Origin of the sequence: Agathobaculum sp. NTUH-O15-33 (assembly GCF_033193315.1) — a bacterium.
In the GTDB taxonomy this organism is placed as follows: domain Bacteria; phylum Bacillota; class Clostridia; order Oscillospirales; family Butyricicoccaceae; genus Agathobaculum; species Agathobaculum faecihominis_A.
In genome coordinates, this window is the sequence record NZ_CP136187.1 from 2,431,652 (window position 1) to 2,449,834 (window position 18,183).

17 protein-coding genes are annotated in these 18,183 nt (G+C 50.9%); 2 read left to right on the forward strand and 15 right to left on the reverse strand.

Going from position 1 to position 18,183, the window contains the following annotated elements; translation table 11 throughout:
- Window positions 1–31: 31 nt before the first annotated feature.
- Genes RWV98_RS11950 through RWV98_RS11990 form a run of 9 tightly spaced genes read right to left on the reverse strand, consistent with a single transcriptional unit; the run spans window position 32 to window position 8,632 of the window.
- Complete coding sequence (locus RWV98_RS11950) at window positions 32–433, reverse strand: cupin domain-containing protein (protein WP_280960801.1); 402 nt, start codon at window positions 431–433, stop codon at window positions 32–34.
- Window positions 434–455: 22 nt separating this feature from the next.
- Complete coding sequence (locus tag RWV98_RS11955; RefSeq protein ID WP_317860978.1) at window positions 456–1,430, reverse strand: substrate-binding domain-containing protein; 975 nt, start codon at window positions 1,428–1,430, stop codon at window positions 456–458.
- Between the two features lie 53 nt (window positions 1,431–1,483).
- Complete coding sequence (locus tag RWV98_RS11960) at window positions 1,484–2,308, reverse strand: CoA-transferase (RefSeq protein ID WP_317860980.1); 825 nt, start codon at window positions 2,306–2,308, stop codon at window positions 1,484–1,486.
- Between the two features lies 1 nt (window position 2,309).
- Entirely contained in the window at window positions 2,310–3,200 is an 891-nt protein-coding gene (locus RWV98_RS11965; RefSeq protein ID WP_317860982.1) for a CoA transferase subunit A, read from the reverse strand.
- A 30-nt stretch (window positions 3,201–3,230) separates the two neighbouring features.
- Window positions 3,231–4,196, reverse strand: a complete 966-nt coding sequence (locus tag RWV98_RS11970; protein ID WP_317860984.1) for an ABC transporter permease — start codon at window positions 4,194–4,196, stop codon at window positions 3,231–3,233.
- Window positions 4,189–5,685, reverse strand: a complete 1,497-nt coding sequence (locus RWV98_RS11975; RefSeq protein WP_280960806.1) for a sugar ABC transporter ATP-binding protein — start codon at window positions 5,683–5,685, stop codon at window positions 4,189–4,191. Before RWV98_RS11975 ends, RWV98_RS11970 begins: the two co-directional genes overlap by 8 nt.
- 30 nt (window positions 5,686–5,715) lie before the next feature.
- Window positions 5,716–6,525: a hypothetical protein gene (locus tag RWV98_RS11980; RefSeq protein ID WP_280960807.1), complete on the reverse strand. Its 810-nt coding sequence runs from the start codon at window positions 6,523–6,525 to the stop codon at window positions 5,716–5,718.
- Complete coding sequence (locus tag RWV98_RS11985; RefSeq protein ID WP_317860986.1) at window positions 6,473–7,426, reverse strand: CoA transferase subunit A; 954 nt, start codon at window positions 7,424–7,426, stop codon at window positions 6,473–6,475. Before RWV98_RS11985 ends, RWV98_RS11980 begins: the two co-directional genes overlap by 53 nt.
- A 9-nt stretch (window positions 7,427–7,435) precedes the next feature.
- Window positions 7,436–8,632, reverse strand: a complete 1,197-nt coding sequence (locus tag RWV98_RS11990; protein WP_317860988.1) for a CaiB/BaiF CoA transferase family protein — start codon at window positions 8,630–8,632, stop codon at window positions 7,436–7,438.
- A gap of 289 nt (window positions 8,633–8,921) precedes the next feature.
- Here RWV98_RS11990 and RWV98_RS11995 point away from each other — a divergent pair, with 289 nt between their 5' ends.
- Both RWV98_RS11995 and RWV98_RS12000 read left to right on the forward strand, forming a co-directional pair.
- On the forward strand, window positions 8,922–10,940 hold the full coding sequence (locus RWV98_RS11995; protein ID WP_317860990.1) for a sigma-54-dependent Fis family transcriptional regulator: 2,019 nt from the start codon (window positions 8,922–8,924) through the stop codon (window positions 10,938–10,940).
- Between the two features lie 202 nt (window positions 10,941–11,142).
- Window positions 11,143–11,376, forward strand: coding sequence for a hypothetical protein (locus RWV98_RS12000; RefSeq protein WP_280960811.1), 234 nt, complete (start codon window positions 11,143–11,145; stop codon window positions 11,374–11,376).
- A gap of 117 nt (window positions 11,377–11,493) precedes the next feature.
- On the opposite strand, the gene RWV98_RS12005 is transcribed toward RWV98_RS12000, so the two are convergent.
- The 6 genes from RWV98_RS12005 to RWV98_RS12030 all read right to left on the reverse strand — a co-directional run bounded on the left by RWV98_RS12005 (window position 11,494) and on the right by RWV98_RS12030 (window position 18,159).
- Window positions 11,494–12,450 (reverse strand): DMT family transporter, encoded by a 957-nt coding sequence (locus RWV98_RS12005; RefSeq protein ID WP_317860993.1) that lies wholly within the window; start codon window positions 12,448–12,450, stop codon window positions 11,494–11,496.
- Between the two features lie 121 nt (window positions 12,451–12,571).
- A complete protein-coding gene (groL, locus tag RWV98_RS12010; protein ID WP_317860995.1) occupies window positions 12,572–14,188 on the reverse strand; it encodes a chaperonin GroEL in 1,617 nt (538 codons plus the stop codon).
- A 281-nt stretch (window positions 14,189–14,469) separates the two neighbouring features.
- Window positions 14,470–16,119 (reverse strand): BCCT family transporter, encoded by a 1,650-nt coding sequence (locus RWV98_RS12015; protein ID WP_280960815.1) that lies wholly within the window; start codon window positions 16,117–16,119, stop codon window positions 14,470–14,472.
- Window positions 16,120–16,152: 33 nt separating this feature from the next.
- Entirely contained in the window at window positions 16,153–16,566 is a 414-nt protein-coding gene (locus tag RWV98_RS12020; RefSeq protein ID WP_280960816.1) for an acyl-CoA thioesterase, read from the reverse strand.
- Window positions 16,563–16,859 (reverse strand): 4Fe-4S dicluster domain-containing protein, encoded by a 297-nt coding sequence (locus tag RWV98_RS12025; protein ID WP_280960817.1) that lies wholly within the window; start codon window positions 16,857–16,859, stop codon window positions 16,563–16,565. Before RWV98_RS12025 ends, RWV98_RS12020 begins: the two co-directional genes overlap by 4 nt.
- Before the next feature lie 97 nt (window positions 16,860–16,956).
- Window positions 16,957–18,159, reverse strand: a complete 1,203-nt coding sequence (locus RWV98_RS12030) for a CaiB/BaiF CoA transferase family protein (RefSeq protein WP_317860998.1) — start codon at window positions 18,157–18,159, stop codon at window positions 16,957–16,959.
- Window positions 18,160–18,183: the final 24 nt, after the last annotated feature.

Below are 18,183 nucleotides of genomic sequence, written 5' to 3' on the forward strand. Positions count from 1 at the left end.
GACTTTCTGCCAATCGGACGCGAATGAGCCGCTACCTCTTCTCTTGAGAAAATTCCGGAAAATCAAAATCCTCATAAAAGGTGTACTGAACAGCATCCGGCTTCGGTCCATAAAAACACACGAGGTGTAGCGGGATTTCCCCCGTGTTCCAGACCATATGCGGAACGCCCTGCGGAAACAAAACGCAAGCTCCCGGCTCCAGCCCAAAAGTTTCACCACCTACTTTTACTTTTCCCGTACCCGAAAGAACAAAAACGGTTTCCTCTCCATGATCATGCGCATGGGCCGGCTTGGCTCTGGCGCCCGGTTCATAAACGACCGTACAAACAGAGCTGTACATGCCGCCTGTTTTTTGCGGTGTTTGCAACCAATAAACCCGGCGGCCATTCATATCGCGCTTTTCTCCATCGCGCTCATTGCTGCATAAATTCATTGTCTTACCACCTTCGCTCCGTTTAACGTCTGTAGTGATCGACGTTTTCCGTGGTGATCACCTCGGAGGGAACCAATATTTTAGCCTCCACCGCTTCACCCCGAATGGCTTTCAGTGCGGTTTCGACGCCTTCCTTGCCAAAGGTGGGAAAATAACCGGAAACCATTTTCCCGTTTTCAACATTATCCAAAACCTCGGGAATCATACCGTCCGCAGCGGATACCACACAAATGCCATGATCGATATCCGCCGTATACCCCATCGATTCGATCGCCTGAATCGCGCCCAGCGCCATGTCATCGTTATGGCAGTACACGACCTGAATCTTATCCCCGTGCGCTTGCAGTTGATCTTCCATAGCGGTCATAGCTTTGCTGCGTTCATAGTTGCAGGAAAGTTCGGACAAAACCGTAAATTTCGTATTGGCGTCAATAATCTCATGGAACCCCACGCCGCGGTTCACATTGACCAGCGACCCTTCCTTGCCTGTGAGCTGCACGATATAGGCGCCGTCCGGGAATTTATTCTGTACATATTCTCCCATCATCCGCCCGGTTTCCGTCGCGTCCACAGTAATCAGAGACGTTACGTTTGCCCCCGGGATCTCGGATGACAGTGCGATCACCGGAATGCCCGCGTCGACCGCATCCTGCACCGCGTTTGCAATCGTATCCGCGTGATATGTCTGTACAATGATCGCGTCCACGCCAAGGGTGATTAAATCTTCAATATCGGAAGCTGCTTTTTCCCCGCTGCCGTTCGCATCCGTGATCGTCAGTTCCACGTCATTTTCTTCGCAAGTCGCCTGAATGTCCTCTTTCATACTTTGCGTCCAATCGATATCGTTCTTATCCTGCGAAAAACCAATCACCAGCTTTTCGGCGCCGTCGCTGCGAACTTCCTCGTTTCCATCCGCATTTGTTTCGCCGCCCGTGCAGCCTGCCAGACCAGAGACCAGCGTAAACCCTGCCATAATCAGTGCAAATCGCTTTTTCATTCTTTTTCGCTCCTTTTCGTATGATTATTCTCATCAGACGCAACTTTCGGAGATCAATCTGCCAAAGTTGCCGGTTCTCCTGTTATGCCTGCATTTAGGAATTTTCGTTTGGGGTCGATCTTCGTGCGGATCAGCGCCAGATCCTCTTTTGTCGGCGGTTCCGTTACCGAAACGTCTCGCGGTATGGAAATGGCAAACCCTGTGTTTTCGACTATCATTTGTTTGGTACAGCCGGGATGGATACTTCGCACTTTCATTTTGCCATCTATCCCAAATTCCATGACGCCGTACTGTGTCAATACGAGCACCAGTCCCGCGCCCGGCAAGCCTTCCCGGTCATTTTGGCCTGCCGAAGATGCAAAGTCCACATGGTCCACAAAGGTACGGCGGTCGTGCTGAAAAATGCCAAACGTCCGCTTGGCCATAGACATGATCTCGCTTTGCGCCAGACAGCCCGGAAAACGTGCTTTGATGCGCTCTCCCCTGCCGATCTGCACAAGATTAGTATGGCCGAATTGATCGACCTGCGGCGCAGAAATAAAACCGATACTGACGTGTCCCCGCATAAAAAAGTTGAGCACATCGTGGGACGGTAGCTGCGCGCGGCCGGGCCACGCCAATACGTCCGGTTCAAAGTTCGTTTCCGGTATGCAGTCCCCATCCAGTTCCATATCTACCACCGAGCCCAGACACATGATAAAATCAGGGGCTTGTCTTAGTTGCGCTAACCGCGCCGCCACCGCCGGAATGCCCACCGCACGAATATAAGCCTTGCCGCCCGTCCCTGTTCCGATAAAACCGCATAGATCATCCGGCCTAATGTGGCGTGACATTTCAACCGCCAGAAGCTCTTCCAACGTATAGTCACATGGTTTCATTTCACTTCCCCTCCCTTTGTATCGCTACTTTGGCCAAATACTCTTGCCAGTCTCCGGGGGTCATGACGAACTCTTCAATATACTGCCGGCTGCCTTCATCCGTTGCACAGCATGCCTGATAGTATTCGCCATGTTTCAAGTCAAAATCATAGCGCGCATCGCACGAGTTCGGGTGTGCGCCTAACGGCGCCAGACAAACGCTTTCCACTAAAAAACCCGGCAATAAGGTTTGGAATTTGCTTTTCATAATCACCTCCGTATCAACGATCTCTTCTACCGAAACGATCAGCTTTTTTGCGCTTTTCGCAATAAAAATATCGGGTTCATTTTCCATCATGCGCACCGCATCGAACTGAATGTTTCCGTATTCATCCGCCCGACTTGCATGGATTAAGGCATAGTCGGGCGTCCATGCCTGTAAGGCAACATATCGTTCCCCTGTGAAAGGACAGGAAATGGTTTTTTGGTAATCAGCCTGCTCCATCAGCGCCGTATGTAGGGGAACTTTTGAAACCGCAAAAGTCAGGCCTTTGCTCGCTGCCAAGAATCTCTCCTGCGCTGTTGTTTCCGTATGATCCACATACCGTATGCGACGCTCTTGACAGGCCCTGCGAAAATTTTTTGCCAGTCCCAAATTTGCCATTCCCACGTACGATGAATGCGCTTCACGCACCAGCCCCGCCGCGATCAAAAGATCATAATCGATTCCGTTATTCCAACCTTTCAGCACCAAATCCGTTTTCTGCTGACGGATCAATTCGTGCACCAAGGCCATTGGATGGCGGCGATTATAAGAACCGCCAATGGCGACCTCGCTTCCCGACCGAATGGGCGCGACCGCGTCGTATATACTTTTCAATTTAATGGTGCGGCTTTCCAAACGAGCAGTCATTATGATTTAGCTCCCTTCGCAAAGTTTTGATTATCTTTTCTGCCGCTGACTGATCAGCACCGCGATCACAATGATGATCCCCTTTAGAATCTGTTGTTCCGAAGAGCCCAAACCGATCAGGTTAAAGAAGTTCGCCAAAACCGCGAACACCAACAGTCCCAGAAATGCGCCGGAAATCGATCCTCTGCCGCCGAGCAGGCTGTTCCCTCCCACCAGAGCCGCCGCGATCGCATCAACCTCCAATGCCTCTGCCGCCAACGGCTCCGCAGTGGACAGCCGTGCGACATTGATGAGCGCCGCAATGGCACACATGCCGCCGCTAATGACATAGGTCATCATTCGTACCTTTTTTGTCCGAATACCGGATAAACGCGCCGCGATCTCTCCGCCGCCGCTCGCAAATACGTTGCGTCCAAATATCGTTTTAACCGCAATAGCGTCGAAAATAATAAACATTGCCACCAGAATGATGGCCGACACGGATACCACTCCAATCTTGCTGTTTAGCCAGGAATAGGTTTTCACATTGGAAATATAGGTCCCGCCGGTCAGAAACAGACACAGCCCGCGCAAGGCGATTTGTGTGCTTAGCGTCACAATAAAAGGCTCCATGTTCTGATACGCCACCAGATAGCCGTTAAGCATTCCCGCCGCTATGCCAGTAGCCAGCACCGCTACCAGCGTGAGCACCGGCGGCAAATGCATACAATAGCCGGTTACGAGACCGCAGATCGCCACCGTGGAGCCTACAGACAGATCAATGCCGCCGCCAATGATCACTATGGTCATGCCGATCAGTACAATGCCCAGCATGGCATTTTGCCGCAGAATATTCAGTAAATTGTTTACTTTTAAAAACGACGGCGAAAAAACAGATGAAACAATGATTAATACCAAAAGCGCAATCAATATGCCTAATTTATCGTTTGCTTTAAAACTAAAAAAATTTTTTACTTTTGAAAAGCTGTACGGCTGTGCCGCAGTATTTCTATCCATTTTTCACCACTCCCGTCGCATATTGAATAATCAAGCTTTCCGTGGCATCCTGACCAGCAAGTTCTCCTGCGATTTCTCCGTTATGGATTACCAATATCCGATCGCTCATACCGATCAATTCGGGCAGCTCCGAGGATATGACGATCGCCGCTTTCCCCGCATTTGTCAGCTCTCTGATCAGCTTATATATTTCTTCCTTTGCGCCGACATCCACGCCGCGCGTCGGCTCGTCGAAAATATATAGATCAGCGTCTCTCATCAGCCATTTTGCAAACACTACTTTTTGTTGGTTGCCTCCGCTTAAACTGTCCACCGGGGTCATAAGGTCCGGCGCACGGATCGACAGTCTGGCCTTGTATTTTTTTGCAGCCTCTCCACGCTTTGTCTCATTGATGAACAGGTGTTTTACAAACATCTTGAGCGAAGCCAATGTCATGTTTTCGCGAATCGAGGCATGCATGACCATACCGCTGTGGCGGTCCTCCGTTACATAGGCGATCTTGGCCGCAATCGCATCATTGGGTGAGTTGATTTTGACTGTACGCCCCTTTACCACGACCGTTCCGGCATCTGCCGGACGCATACCGAAAATTGCATCCATGATCTCCGTGCGCCCCGCTCCGATCAGACCGCCGAACCCCAACACCTCACCCGCATACGCAGAAAAGCTGATATTCCGGAACACATCCTTCACACCGAGATTTTCCACACGAAGGATCTCGTCGCCGACGGTATCCGCCTTTTTCGGGAAATTCAATCCAACTTCGCGCCCTACCATTAAATTGACCAGACTCTTTTTGTCCACCTCGCTGATTTTGACCGTGTCTACCAGTTTTCCATCTTTTAATATCGTCGCTTCATCGCATAGCTCAAACAGTTCTTCCATTCGATGTGTGATATATACAAAGGTAACGCCCTCCGCACGCAACTTCCGTACGATTCCAAAAATATGCTCTTTCTCATGCTCGGTCAGAGAGGAGGTAGGCTCGTCCATAATAATCAGTCGTGATCGATAATACAACGCCCGCGCAAATTGCAGCAGTTGCTGTTCTCCCATACTTAAGCGCCCAGCCGGTATAGTTACGGGCTTCTGGATACCCAAATGCTCGCAAACCTTTTTACTTTCCGCCAACAATCCCTTTTGATCGACAAAGAAACCCTTTTTCGGCAGTTCTCCCAAGCAAATATTTTCTGCTATCGAAATGGTCGGAATGATTTGCGGCTCTTGATGAACCAAACCGATCCCGGCATTTCTCGCATCCATCGCATTGCGGAATTCGACCTTTCTGCCATCATACAGCACTTCGCCCTCATCTTTCGGATATATCCCGCTCAGCACCTTCATCAAGGTGGACTTTCCCGCGCCGTTTTCGCCGACAATAGCATGAATCTGCTTCCGTTTCACAAACAAATCCACTTGATCCAAGGCCAAAACACCGGGAAATTGCTTTTTTATTCCTCGCATTTCGACCATGTAATCCTCATGCACTGTTCTCACCCTCCTTCAAACGCTTTCCCATCATGTTCCTCCCTGTAAAATTCCTTTTGGATCAATCTCCTTTCTCAAAAGTCTCAGCTCTTCTTGCGTGGGTTCCGTTGTCATCGGCACCTCACCCAGATCGCCTATGTCAAAGCCGGTGCTTTCAATGAGCTCTTGTTTGGAAACTCCCTTATGAACGGATTTAACATAGATCTTTCCATACTCATCAAACGCAAAAATACATTTGGGGGTAAAGATATATTTGGGGCCGTTTCCCGGCAAGCCGAGTCGGCGGCGTCCCTGTATGCCGCCGGGATAACCAACGCCTGAAATATGATCCACCTTGTTTACGAAGTTTCTTTTATCATGATGTGGCATCATGATATATTCGCGACCGAATACCGCGAAATGCTCGGGCAGGAAAATCGGACCAACTAATTGTACTTTCACCGCCTTGGGCTCACCAATGTACGTACAGTTGATATTGCCTTCACGATCCACTTGAACGCCTGTTCCAAATGCAAAATCAATGTCGCCCGCTTTGTAAGCCCATGTGCCCGGATAATCCTGCATCTGCGCCTCGCATTCCAGATTGAGCAGATCATTGCTGAATTCACAGGACGGCATTGCGGTAAGCTTGCTCAGCACGGGGTTGTGCAGCCAGCCGCATAGCAAGATCGTTAGATTCGGGGCATGGGTCCGCTTTGCCAACTCCATTCCCAAGAGCGGTATGTTGGTATTGTACATTGCTGCTAACTTTCCTGTTGCCAGACCGGTAAATCCCACTTCGTTGTCCTTAATTGTATGGGCTAAATTCACCGCCAACAATTCCGCTATGTTGTACTCCATCTTTCCCCTCCTTTTCTTCCGTCAATGCACTGATCTGTTCGTACCCTATTTGCTTTAAATACGCCGCCTGATCCCTCGTTTGCAAAATCAGCGTTTGCAGAAACGTATGAAAGGCTTGTGGATCCGCCGAGGCTTCTACGTATTTTTCAAAAAACGCATCATCCATCTTGCGTACACCGAGCACCGGCGTCGGATGAGAACCGTTCGGCGCATGCACGACCGCCCGAACGCGGAACGCAGGTATCACATTCAAATGCGGAGTTTTTTGTATCTCTTCTGTTGTAATGATCTTTTCGGCTGTCACGATCAGATTCCGCGTCGCTCTTGCTATCGCCACGTCCATGCTTTGCGGCAGCAAATGTCTCGGCTGTATTCTGACATTTCCATAGATATCCGCCGCCGGGACATGTATCGCCGCAACATCCGGGTTTGCCGCCGGAACGGCATACAGTGTCTTTCCGGTTATTGGATCTAGAAAGGTTTGAATTTCCTGATTCAGATTGACAATATCCGAACCGCCTAAATAGGAGACCGGCCAAAAACTCAGGCCCTCCGCGTTTGCCCGAAAACGGTCCCAGCTGATGAGCTCCGGATAATGCACCACGCGTATCTCACCGGCTTGTACCGCACGGCGATAATTTGCGGCAAGACCAAACTTTTCAAGACCGACATACGAGGTTTCCACACCTTTGAGACAACCGGCCCCCGCCAGCATATCCACATCGATCGAGTTCACCGAGCCAACTACGGTTAGTTCCCTTTTCTGCAACCGGATCAGCTCATGCACCAACGCCATGGGCTTCTGATAGATCGCAAAGCCGCCGAGCGCGATACGATCGCCATCCCGAATGAGCGAAACAGCCTGCCGCATACTGCATAGTTTTGATTTTCTTTTTGACATATGAAACTCCTATTGCGTAATTGCATGTCTATTCTTTAATTCTTCCAGTTTTACGTCATCCAGCCGCAGCCAATCCTTCAACACCTCCTCATTATGCTGTCCCAACACCGGACAAGCCCGCTGTGGCGGAATATCCAACGCTGAAAAATGGTAAGGCATATCCATCATGGTCACATTACCCATGATCGGATGCTCTATTTGAATCAATTTTTTCCGATAGCGGAGCTGCGGATTTTTGATCAGATCAGCCGTGTTTTCCACCCGTGAACATACCAACCCGTGTTGTTCCAATATAAGCTGCACTTCCTCTGCGCGTTTTTCAGCGATCCATGCGCCCACGATCCTGTCGATCTCGTCGCGATGCTGGAAGCGAGCTTGCTGCTTCGCAAAGCGTTCATCTTTCAAAAGGTCGGTTTGGTCCATTGCTTCACACAGTGCTTTAAAATGCGGTTGGCTGCCGGCGATCAATAATATGTGCGCTCCATCCATCGTTCGATAGCAGTTGCCCGGCGATAAGTAGCGATCTTGATTCCCCACACGGGAAGCGATTTTTCCGTTTGCCGCCTGATCCGGTATGCTGCTGAGCAGCAGTGTGGCGGCGCATTCCAACAACGAAAGCTCTATCAACTGCCCCTGCCCGTTTTGTTGTCGGCCGATATAGGCCGCGAGGATCGCATATGCGGCATAAATTGCGGTCACATGATCTACCGTAAAAGTGCCGTGCACCATCGGCGGGCCGTCGGGGTCGCCGGTTACCGACATCAGTCCGCTCATTGCCTGAATCGCTGCGTCAAATCCCGGTTTATCACGGTAGGGACCTTTCGAGCCGAACCCAGAAATAGAGACCATGATCAGACGCGGATTGATTTCGTGTAGTGTTTCCCAGCCGCATCCCATCTTTTCCATCGTTCCCGGTCGAAAATTTTCGATTAACACATCCGCTTCTTTTGCGAGGTCTCGCAGTAGCGCTTGACCCTCCTTCGTGCGGAAATTCAATTCCAAACTGCGCTTGCTTCTGTTTACCGCAAAAGTGTAGATACTTTCCCCATGGATTTTAGGTTCAAAGCTTCTTGTATCATCTCCCACGCCGGCTTTTTCTACTTTGATCACATCTGCGCCTAAGTCGCCGAGCAGCATGCCTGCAAACGGTCCTGAAATATAACGCGAAAGATCCAATACCTTCAATCCCTTTAAAAACGGCACCATTGGTGAATCCCCTCTTTCGTTGCATATTTGGATACTTAGTTAGAAGCAATTACCGTGCCAACTCTGCAAAAATCAAAAAATATTTTTTATCGCGTTATCAGGGCTATTTTTGCTACTTCCCATCTCCGAACAGCGCAAACTTTTGTGTCATAATTGACACATGCGACATGTGCGTGCGTCCATTTTGTCACATGTTATAATATATCAAACCAACGCGCTTGCTTTTTATGCAATCTTTCTATACAATAGAAAGACCAAATAAAATGTAGCATTGAATCGGGGTGATTCTATGAGTAATGATTTGTCATTGCAAAGAGAGCAGCGGGCGCGGCAGCTATTTTTTGAACAAGGCTTTTGCGATCTCAACATTTTTCCGGAGGAAATCTATGACTCATGGAGGCGCTGTCTAGCACATCATCTTGATCCCGCGGCTCCCATGAAAAAGGTTTTATCCAAAGGTGAATTTAAAATGCGCTGCGATCAAAACGCGCAGCTCTTATCGATTGCCGTACCATTCATGGAATTGCTTTATCAGGTCGTCAAGGATACTGATTTTTCAATTATGCTATCGGATAGCGACGGCTACATCTTAAAGCTCATTGGCGATCCGTCTATTCTGCGGGACTATAAGCATAAAGACAACCCCTTGGTTGAAGGTTCCTGCCGCAGCGAAAATATATTTGGCACCAACGGTATAGGAACGTCGCTCGCTCTGCGCAAGCCCATTCAGTTGACGCCCAACCAGCATTTCCGTTTGGAGCCTCATCCGGTGAGCGGTACAGGCGCTCCCATCATCTTAGCCAACGGGACGCCGATCGGCGCTTTATCCATGTCCGGTCCACCCAACAAAGTACATCGGCATACGCTTGGTATGATCACCGCCGCCAGCAGAGCCATTGAAGAGCAATTTGCTTTGCAGCAAACCAACACGCAGCTCGCTACCACCAAAAACCAGTTGCAAACGATCTTGGACACCTTTGATCAGGGCGTTTTTCTGATTGACAGCAATTATACGATCATCGATGCGAACCGTACCGCCCAAAAGCTTTTGGGATTTGGCAAGCATGAGATTATCAATCAGTCGGTCTTTTCTTTTATTAAAAAGCTGGATTTTTCAAATGTTGAATCCGCTGTCTATGATGTAGAGCTATCGTTTCACACACGATTTAAAACAGAAAATTTCTTTGTCACCCTGCATAGGATCGATCAGGATGCCTATCATTCTTTCCTGATCGTATTTAGAGAGTCTGAGCGTGTGCATAATCTTGTCAACAAGTACATTGGTTCCAATGCCTACTTTACCTTCGACGATATCATTGGCGAATCCACCGCGATTGTATCGGTCAAAGAGAACGCACAAATCGCTGCGCAAAACGGCTCGAACGTTCTGTTAGTTGGCGAAAGCGGCACCGGCAAGGAGCTATTTGCACAATCCATTCACAACAGCAGCAGCTTTTGCAATGGCCCGTTCATTGCGGTTAACTGCGGAGCGATTCCCCGCACCTTAATCGAAAGCGAGTTGTTCGGTTATGAATCCGGCGCTTTTACAGGCGCCAAACGGTCCGGTAACGCCGGCAAGTTTGAGCTTGCGAACAACGGCACTATTTTTCTTGACGAAATCGGCGATATGCCATATGAGGTGCAGATCGATCTGCTTCGCATACTGCAAACGAGAGAAGTCACGCGGATCGGCGGAACCAAGCCAATCCCACTGAACATCCGAATCATCGCCGCCACCAACGTCGATCTGGAGCAAGCCATCGCGGAAAAAACGTTTCGGCGTGATCTATACTACCGCTTAAATGTACTGACCTTTCACATCCCTCCACTTAGAGAGCGTGAACAGGATGCGCTCCTATTGGCCGATTATTTCATTCAAAAATACCAGCAGCCGCACAGGCAATCGTTACTTGGCATTTCTCCTTCCGTACGGCAGTTATTTCTACAGTATCCTTGGCCCGGCAACATCCGCGAACTTGAAAACACGATTGAGCGCGCGTGTTTACTCACCCAAGAGCACGAAATCTCGCCCAAACACTTGCCCATTAACATTTTGAAAGGTACAATATTTCACAATTCCGCTTCTTCGCAGCGTGACGACAAGGCTTTTCGCATTCAAATAGCATCCTCCGGCTCTTCGATCCGCCCCGTTGAGGCGGCCGAAAAAGAGTTGATCGAAACCACACTAAAAATTTGCTGCGGTAATATCAAAGAAACGGCCGAGCGATTAGGTCTCAGCCGCCGCACACTGTATCGAAAGGTCGATAAATATCACATCGATTACTATGGAATCCGCAAGCTATTTTAAAATACATTCTTCATAAATCATTCAGCGAGCTTTCTTCACCTATTATTTATTCTATATCCATTTTGCAGGCAACTCACTATGCAAATAATGGTAATGCAGTCCACGCCGTATTCGTGCATTGCGTTTTCTTGTGCCAGTATTCGTGTTTATTCCCAGTTCATTGGTGCTATACTATTTTCATCTTTGACAAGGAAGTGGTATTATGCCCCGTGGTGTAAAAAGAGAAGTCAATTATACGGCCGAACTAGCCGAGATCGACGCAAAGATCAATAGACACAAAGCACAGATATCGACACTAGAAGCCCGCCGCAAAGAAATCGTGGATTTGCAGCAGCAGGCCGATGCCAAACGCTTAATGGAGTTCTTAACAAAAAGCGGCCTTTCTATCGCCGATGTTATTGAAAAGTTATCTCCGACATACAAAGAGAGCGCTTAACAGCGCTCTCTTTTTTATATAAGTGCGGCGTTAAAAAAGCCAAGGCGTTTCGCCCAATCGAAACGCCTTGGCTTTTTCTTTCGTTATACAAGTGCAGCACCGCTAATATGCTGCATTTTATTCTATGGCTCCGTCGGACACAGCTGGCGCAGGTTGCTCCGCCGCTTCCGGCTCAGGAATCGGCTTTTTGTCCTTGCCCGCCAGCAATATCATTGCCGCGACGATAAACGCAATGCCGGCATAATCCATGACTTGCAGCGGTACGCCCAGCCAAAACACGCTTAAAATCGCCGAAGTGACCGGCTCAACCGCCGCAATAATGCTACCCTTCGCCGCGCCGATGCGGCGCACGCCTTCCAGATAGCAGCAGAAGGCGCAGATCGTTCCGAACAGAACGATAACAATCAAACCACAAACCGTAACCGCATCCCATTGGCCAACGATATGCCAAGGCTGAAAGATCGCTCCCAGCGCGATACCGCCGATCAGCATACCGAAGCCGGTGACCGGCACCGTGTCATACCGTTCGATCAATGCGCGCGGCTGCACGCTGTATACTGCAAACGCACACGCGCCGATCATGCACCAGACAAACGCTTTGCCGCTCAGCGCGAGCTGCGTTGGATCGCCATGCGTCGCCAACAAATATACGCCCACGATCGCACACAAAACAGCCAGCAATTCCTGCTTGCTCGGCATACGTTTTTCGCGCAGCGCCAGCCAGACCAATACGATCGCCGGACCGGTATACTGCAACGTCGTCGCCGTGGCCGCGTTAGAGAGCTCAATAGAGCGAAAAAACGCATACTGGCACAGCGCCATGCCAAATAGCCCAAACACCACCAGCGCGCCCACTTCCCGCGCGGAGCGGAACATCGCCGTCGCTTTGCCGCGCCAGCGCGCAAGCGAATACAGCGCCAGCAGGATACCGGCGACCGTCAGCCGCACCGAAACCAGCCAATCGGCATTGAGGCCGCGGTTCATAAACAGATATTGACCGCAAGCGCCTGAAAAGGCCCAGCACATACCGCCAAAGGCCGCCATAAAATAACCGATGCGTTTGTATCTTCCCATATGAATCCTCCCTCATATTGGAAATGTCGCTGCGTCAAACCGGCGGCTTTTGCGCAAATTTGTAGCCGTATGCATACTGGTGAAAGCCTTGTATGGAACAGTGAAAAGCTTTCTCACAGGGTCACATCAGCGGATTACCGCCATGCTTTCGCAGCCATGCTTCGTCCTTAGGATCAATCACGTCCACTTCCGTGGTCAAAAACGTGGAGGCCATTGAGGCAGCGTTTTTCAGCGCCTGCTTGGTCACCTTCACAGGATCCACGATGCCTGCTTCGATCATCGGTACATAAGTATTGGTTTCGGCGTCAAAACCGATGCCCTCGCCGCGCCGCATCGACTCGGCTATGACCACATCGCCGCTGCAACCCGCGTTTTCCGCGATCTGTCTGGCCGGCTCCTCGATCGCCCGGCAAATGATGCGCGCGCCAGTTTTCTCATCGCCCATCAACTCCTGTGCATACGCTTCCACGGCGGCAACCGTATTGCAGAGAGCAAGGCCGCCTCCGGCGACTACGCCTTCCGCCAAAGCGGCGCGCGTCGCATTCAAAGCATCCTCGATCCGCAGCTTCTTCTCTTTCAGTTCTACCTCGGACGCAGCGCCGACTTTGATGACGCCCACGCCGCCGGCGAGCTTACCCAGCCGTTCCCGCGCCTTATCAATATCAAATTCGGTCTTTGCTTCCGCGAGCTGCCTGCGCAGCATCGCCATTCGATCCGCGATCTTCTCCTGATCGCCGGCGCCATTGATGATGAGCGTCCGATCCTTCATGATCGTAACCTTTTCAGCCTGACCGAGGATATCGACGGTCGCCTCGCTCAGCACGTCGCCCGTTTCCTCCCGGACCACCGTTGCGCCGGTCAAAAGCGCCAGATCGTCCACCAGCGCCTTCTTTCTGTCGCCAAAGCCGGGCGCGCGGACCGCAACAACGTCGATCGCACCCTGCATCTTATTTACGATCAACGCCGTGAGCGCCTTGCCCTCGACGTCATCGGCCACGATCAAAAGCGTCCGTTTGAGTTGCGCGACCTGATCGAGCAGCGGAATGACATCCTGCAAGTCGCTGATCTTCTTATCTGTAAACAAGATATAAGGGTGATCCAGCACCGCTTCCATCCGTTCCTTATCGCTTACCATATAAGAGGAAAGATAGCCCTTGTCAAACTGCGTACCGGTTACGATCTCAAACGTGGTGTCCAGCGTTTTTCCCTCTTCGACCGTGATAACGCCGTCTTGACCGATCTGCTCCATGATTTGAGCGATCATACGGCCAACCGCTTCGTCAGAACCGGACACGGTCGCAGCCCGTGCGATGTCTTCCGTCTTTTCCACGCGATACGCCTGCTCGTCCAGCGCTTTGACCACCACGTCGACCGCGCCGTGGATGCCTCTTCTGACCGCCATGGGGTTCGCGCCCGCAGCGATATTTTTCAGGCCCTCACGAATGATGGCCTGCGTCAGCAGGATCGTCGTCGTCGTGCCGTCTCCGACTTCGCTATTGGTTTTATCGGCAACCTCCTTGAGCATCTGCGCGCCTAGGTTTTCAGTGATGTCCTCCAATTCGATGCCATTGGTGACAGTCGCCCCATCGTTTGCAATGAGCGGCGTGCCGGACGGCCTGTCCACCAAAACATTCCTGCCCTTTGGCCCCAGCGTGACCTTCACCGCGCTTGCGAGCTTATCCACGCCGTTCCAAAGCTTGTTTCTGGCGTCCTCACCATAATATAAATCTCTTGCCATATTTGTCTCTCCTAACTTTTTATCCAATTATGGGTGATATCTAAGGATTTGAAAGGAAGCAAATACCACCGAATTATATTATACTACAAATTAATTGGTAATTCCAGTAAAACAGCGCAAAGCCTTGGACCGCACAAGTCTGCTGAAGCCTTTTTTAGATTCTTCTCCGAAAGAACCGCGCCGCGTGGGAATATCCGAAAAAAGCCAAGGAGACTCGCTTTCACGAGGCTCCTTGGATGCCGCGGCTGCCTAAAACGGCCCCGGCGCTTTCCGTATGGCAATCAAACCTTGACTGCCACCTTCTCTTCTACCTTTTCTTGCGGCTTTGCTTCATCAGCCTGTTTCTCATCTTCCGCCAACGCTTCCTGCCGTTCCTCCTCTTCCTGCTGCGCAATAATCTTAGCGTGCAGGCCGATTCGGTCGTCATGCTTGAGCCATCGCATCAGTCCGATTTGCGTGCCCACCAGAATAACTAAAAACGGCGCTGAAAGAATGATCGCGATTTGCTTGATCGCAGTAAAGCTTGCGCCAACCAAAATGATCGCCATTGGGATCACCGCGAGCAAAACGCAGAAGAACAGACGCAAGGCCATTTTAGGCGTTCCCCGTTTTGTCACAGTCTCAGCCAGCGCCAACGAGGCCGAGTCCATGGACGGCGCCACGAAGCCAACGATCAGCAATAGTATAATAAATGGAAGCAGTGTTTTTCCTAGCGGCAGTACCTCTAAAATCCGGTAGATCGCCGCATCGCCCACGCCGCTGGTAACCAGACCGATTACATCGACCGTACCCTGCAGATGCGTAAAGATGGAAAAGCTGCCGTTGATGCCGAAAATCGCGATACCGCCGCCCGTCATGATAAACATCGTGTAGATGGCTACTTCCCGAATCGTTCTTCCCTTGGATACCTTGGCAATGAAAATACCCATCATCGCCACATAGTTGAGATAGAACGCCACGAAGTAGATCGTCCACGCTTCGGGGAAACCGGTATTGGAGACCGGATCGGTGAACAGCGCCATTCTGGGAAGCTTTACGATCATATGGCCCAGCGAGTTGACGATGTTCTTGAGAATAAAAGTGGTCGGCCCCATAAACAACACGAACAGGAGGAACAGTACACAAAGGATCGAAGCGGCATTGCTGATGACTTTCATACCCTTCTGTGTGCCAAGATAGGCCGTGATCGAGTAAACGACCGCGATGAACGCAATGACACCGATCTGCACCACCGGAGTTGCCTCCCAGCCGAACAGCTGCTTGAGACCGCCGGTTGCCAGCGGCACCGCCAACCCCAAAGAAGAGCTCAGCGCGCCTAAAATGCCGAAAATAACCAGAAAATCAATGACCTTGCCAATAGCGTTCTTTCCCTTTACCTTTTCGCCCAGCATTGCGCAGCAGACCGCGCTCGTTTGGAAGGACTTCAACTTTCTGACATACACGCCGTAGGCGATTGCCACACCCATGATGGTGTACATGGATTGGTTGACAACGCCCCAGTGGAAGAACTGATAACCAAGAGACGACTCGATGACCTCCACGCTGCCGGGCACCATGCCGAGACCGGGCGTTTGATAATAACTCGCCCACTCGGTAAAGGACCAATATAGTGCGGCCGACGCGAGCGACGCCAACAGCATCATTGAAAAATAGCTGAAATTAGAGTATTCCGGCTTACAGTTTCCGAGCCGGACCTTGCCATACTTACCGAAACAGAGATAGAGTCCAACGATAAAGGTCACAAACGCCACTACCTCAAAAATCGATCCCAATCCGGAAATCATCAAATTAAAGAAGGAACTGATCGCGTTCAGCGTCGATTCCGGGTTCAAGATCATGAAGATGATGAATACAATGAGCACCGCCACGCTTACGACGATCAAACCGACTTCAACATCTGAATTTTTGCCTTGCTTTGTGTTTTTTCCCATTCTTTCCTCGCCTCCGTTCTGTTTATTGTTAGGTCATACCGTTAATATTTTCCTCATCAAGTCAGTGATCGGACGGCTGGCGCGTTTTTCTATATCATAGCCTACATATACAGATTCGCACCACAGGATCAGATCGTCCTCTCCCTGCCGGTATATTTCAAACTCAATGGTAAAGCTCTTGCGGCCGATCTTGATCTTGCGAATGCCGACCTCGAGCATATCCCCTTCATATGCACTGGAAACAAATTCGTAGGTAGACTTTTTATGGCACACCTCGGAGTCGTACTTTTCCGCAAGCTCTTTATAGGAATATCCTCTTGAGCGGAGAAATTCTTCAAAAGCCAAGTCGGTATATGCCACATAATTGCCGTTATACACAATGCCTTGGCGGTCAACCTCGCCAAAGCGAACGCGCAAGGGGCAGAAGAAAACGCAGTCTTTTCTCATTTTGATTCTCCCTGTTTCTTCCGGTATTCGCGAGATCTATTCAGGCGCTTTTGCGCCGCGCGCAATGCAGCGGCCGCGTTGGCCGAGCGTTTACGCACTTTGTGCCGGAGCGCGCCAAAGGCGCATACGTCTACGCAGTACCCGCAGTTGATACAGGTCAGAAAGGCTGTGGTAATCCCCCGCGGATAGCCCTCCTCGTCGACCTCGATCACGCGCATGGGGCAAATGTCGACACAGGCATTGCACTTAACGCATTTTTCCTTATCCGGCGAAATCAGTTCAACGGTTCTCACAACTATGTCCTTTCCAAAAAATCCACCCAATGCGCCGCCTTGCATTTTCATGCAGGCTGTGCATTGGGTGGATCGTTTGTTGCACCCATAACATTTTTCAACCTGCTTGGTGCACAGCTCCTTCTGCGATCAGGCTATCGATCTTCTGCTGGCTGTACCCCAGCCCGCTGAGTATCTCTTTGCTGTTTGCACCCGGGGAACCGGCCGCCGACGCGTTCGGGTCGACCGGCGTCTTGCTGAATAGGATGGGCGTATTGGTAACGGTGTACTCGCCTACGCCAAGCTGATCGATCTTGGTTATCACATTGAGTGATTTTGTTTGCGGGTTGTTATCAAACTCCTGCAGCGACTGTACCGCAGCTGCTGGTACGCCGGCCTTGCCGAGTTTATTCTCCAAATCATAGCGGCCCATGGATTTTGTCGCTTTTTCCAGCTCCGCGATCAATGCTTCCCTGTTCTGAACCCGCTGCTCGTTGCCGGCGAAGCGCGGATCCGATACAAGAGCGTCCAGCCCCAGCGTATTGCACAACGCCCGCCACTCTTCCTCCTTGGTCACAGCCACAACGACGTTGCCGTCCTTGGCCGCAAATTCACCGTAAGGCGCATACCATACATAATGGTTGCCCGTGCGCTCGGTGAACTCGCCCGTGATGGAGTGCTCCAGCACCGGCGACTCGCACATATAAAATGCGCAGTCAAGCATCGCAATGTCCACGCGCAGTCCCTTGCCGGTTCGCTGCTTGTGCAGAAGCGCCATGGACAGGCCGCGCAGCAGCTGCAAGCCGGCCCAAGTATCGCACAGAGAGAAACCGGGCTTGATCGGCGCGTCTCCCGCCATACCGGTCTGCCCTACCAGACCGCTGCGGGCCGCGGCGATAATATCCATGCACGGAAGGTGGGACAGCGGTCCATATGTACCAAAACCGGAGATCGAGCCATAGATCAAGCCGGGATTGACTTCGAGCATCTTATCGTAACCGATGCCGAGCTTTTCCAGCGTGCCTGCCTTGAAGTTCTCGATAACGATGTCCACCTGCGCGACCAGATCAAGGACGACGCGCTTGCCTTCTTCGGAGCGCATATCGATCGCAATGCCCTTCTTGCCTCGGTTGTATTGGCAAAAATACAAGCTGATATCATTGACGTACGGTCCGTATTCGCGCGAGATATCGCCCGCGCCGGGCCGCTCGATCTTAATTACCTCCGCGCCCATATCCGCCAGCATCATCCCGCAGAACGGAGCAGATAGAACCTGAGAAAAATCAAGAACTTTGATCCCGTTAAGAGGTCCTTTCTTCATTTTCACTCTCCTCACTTATCTTAT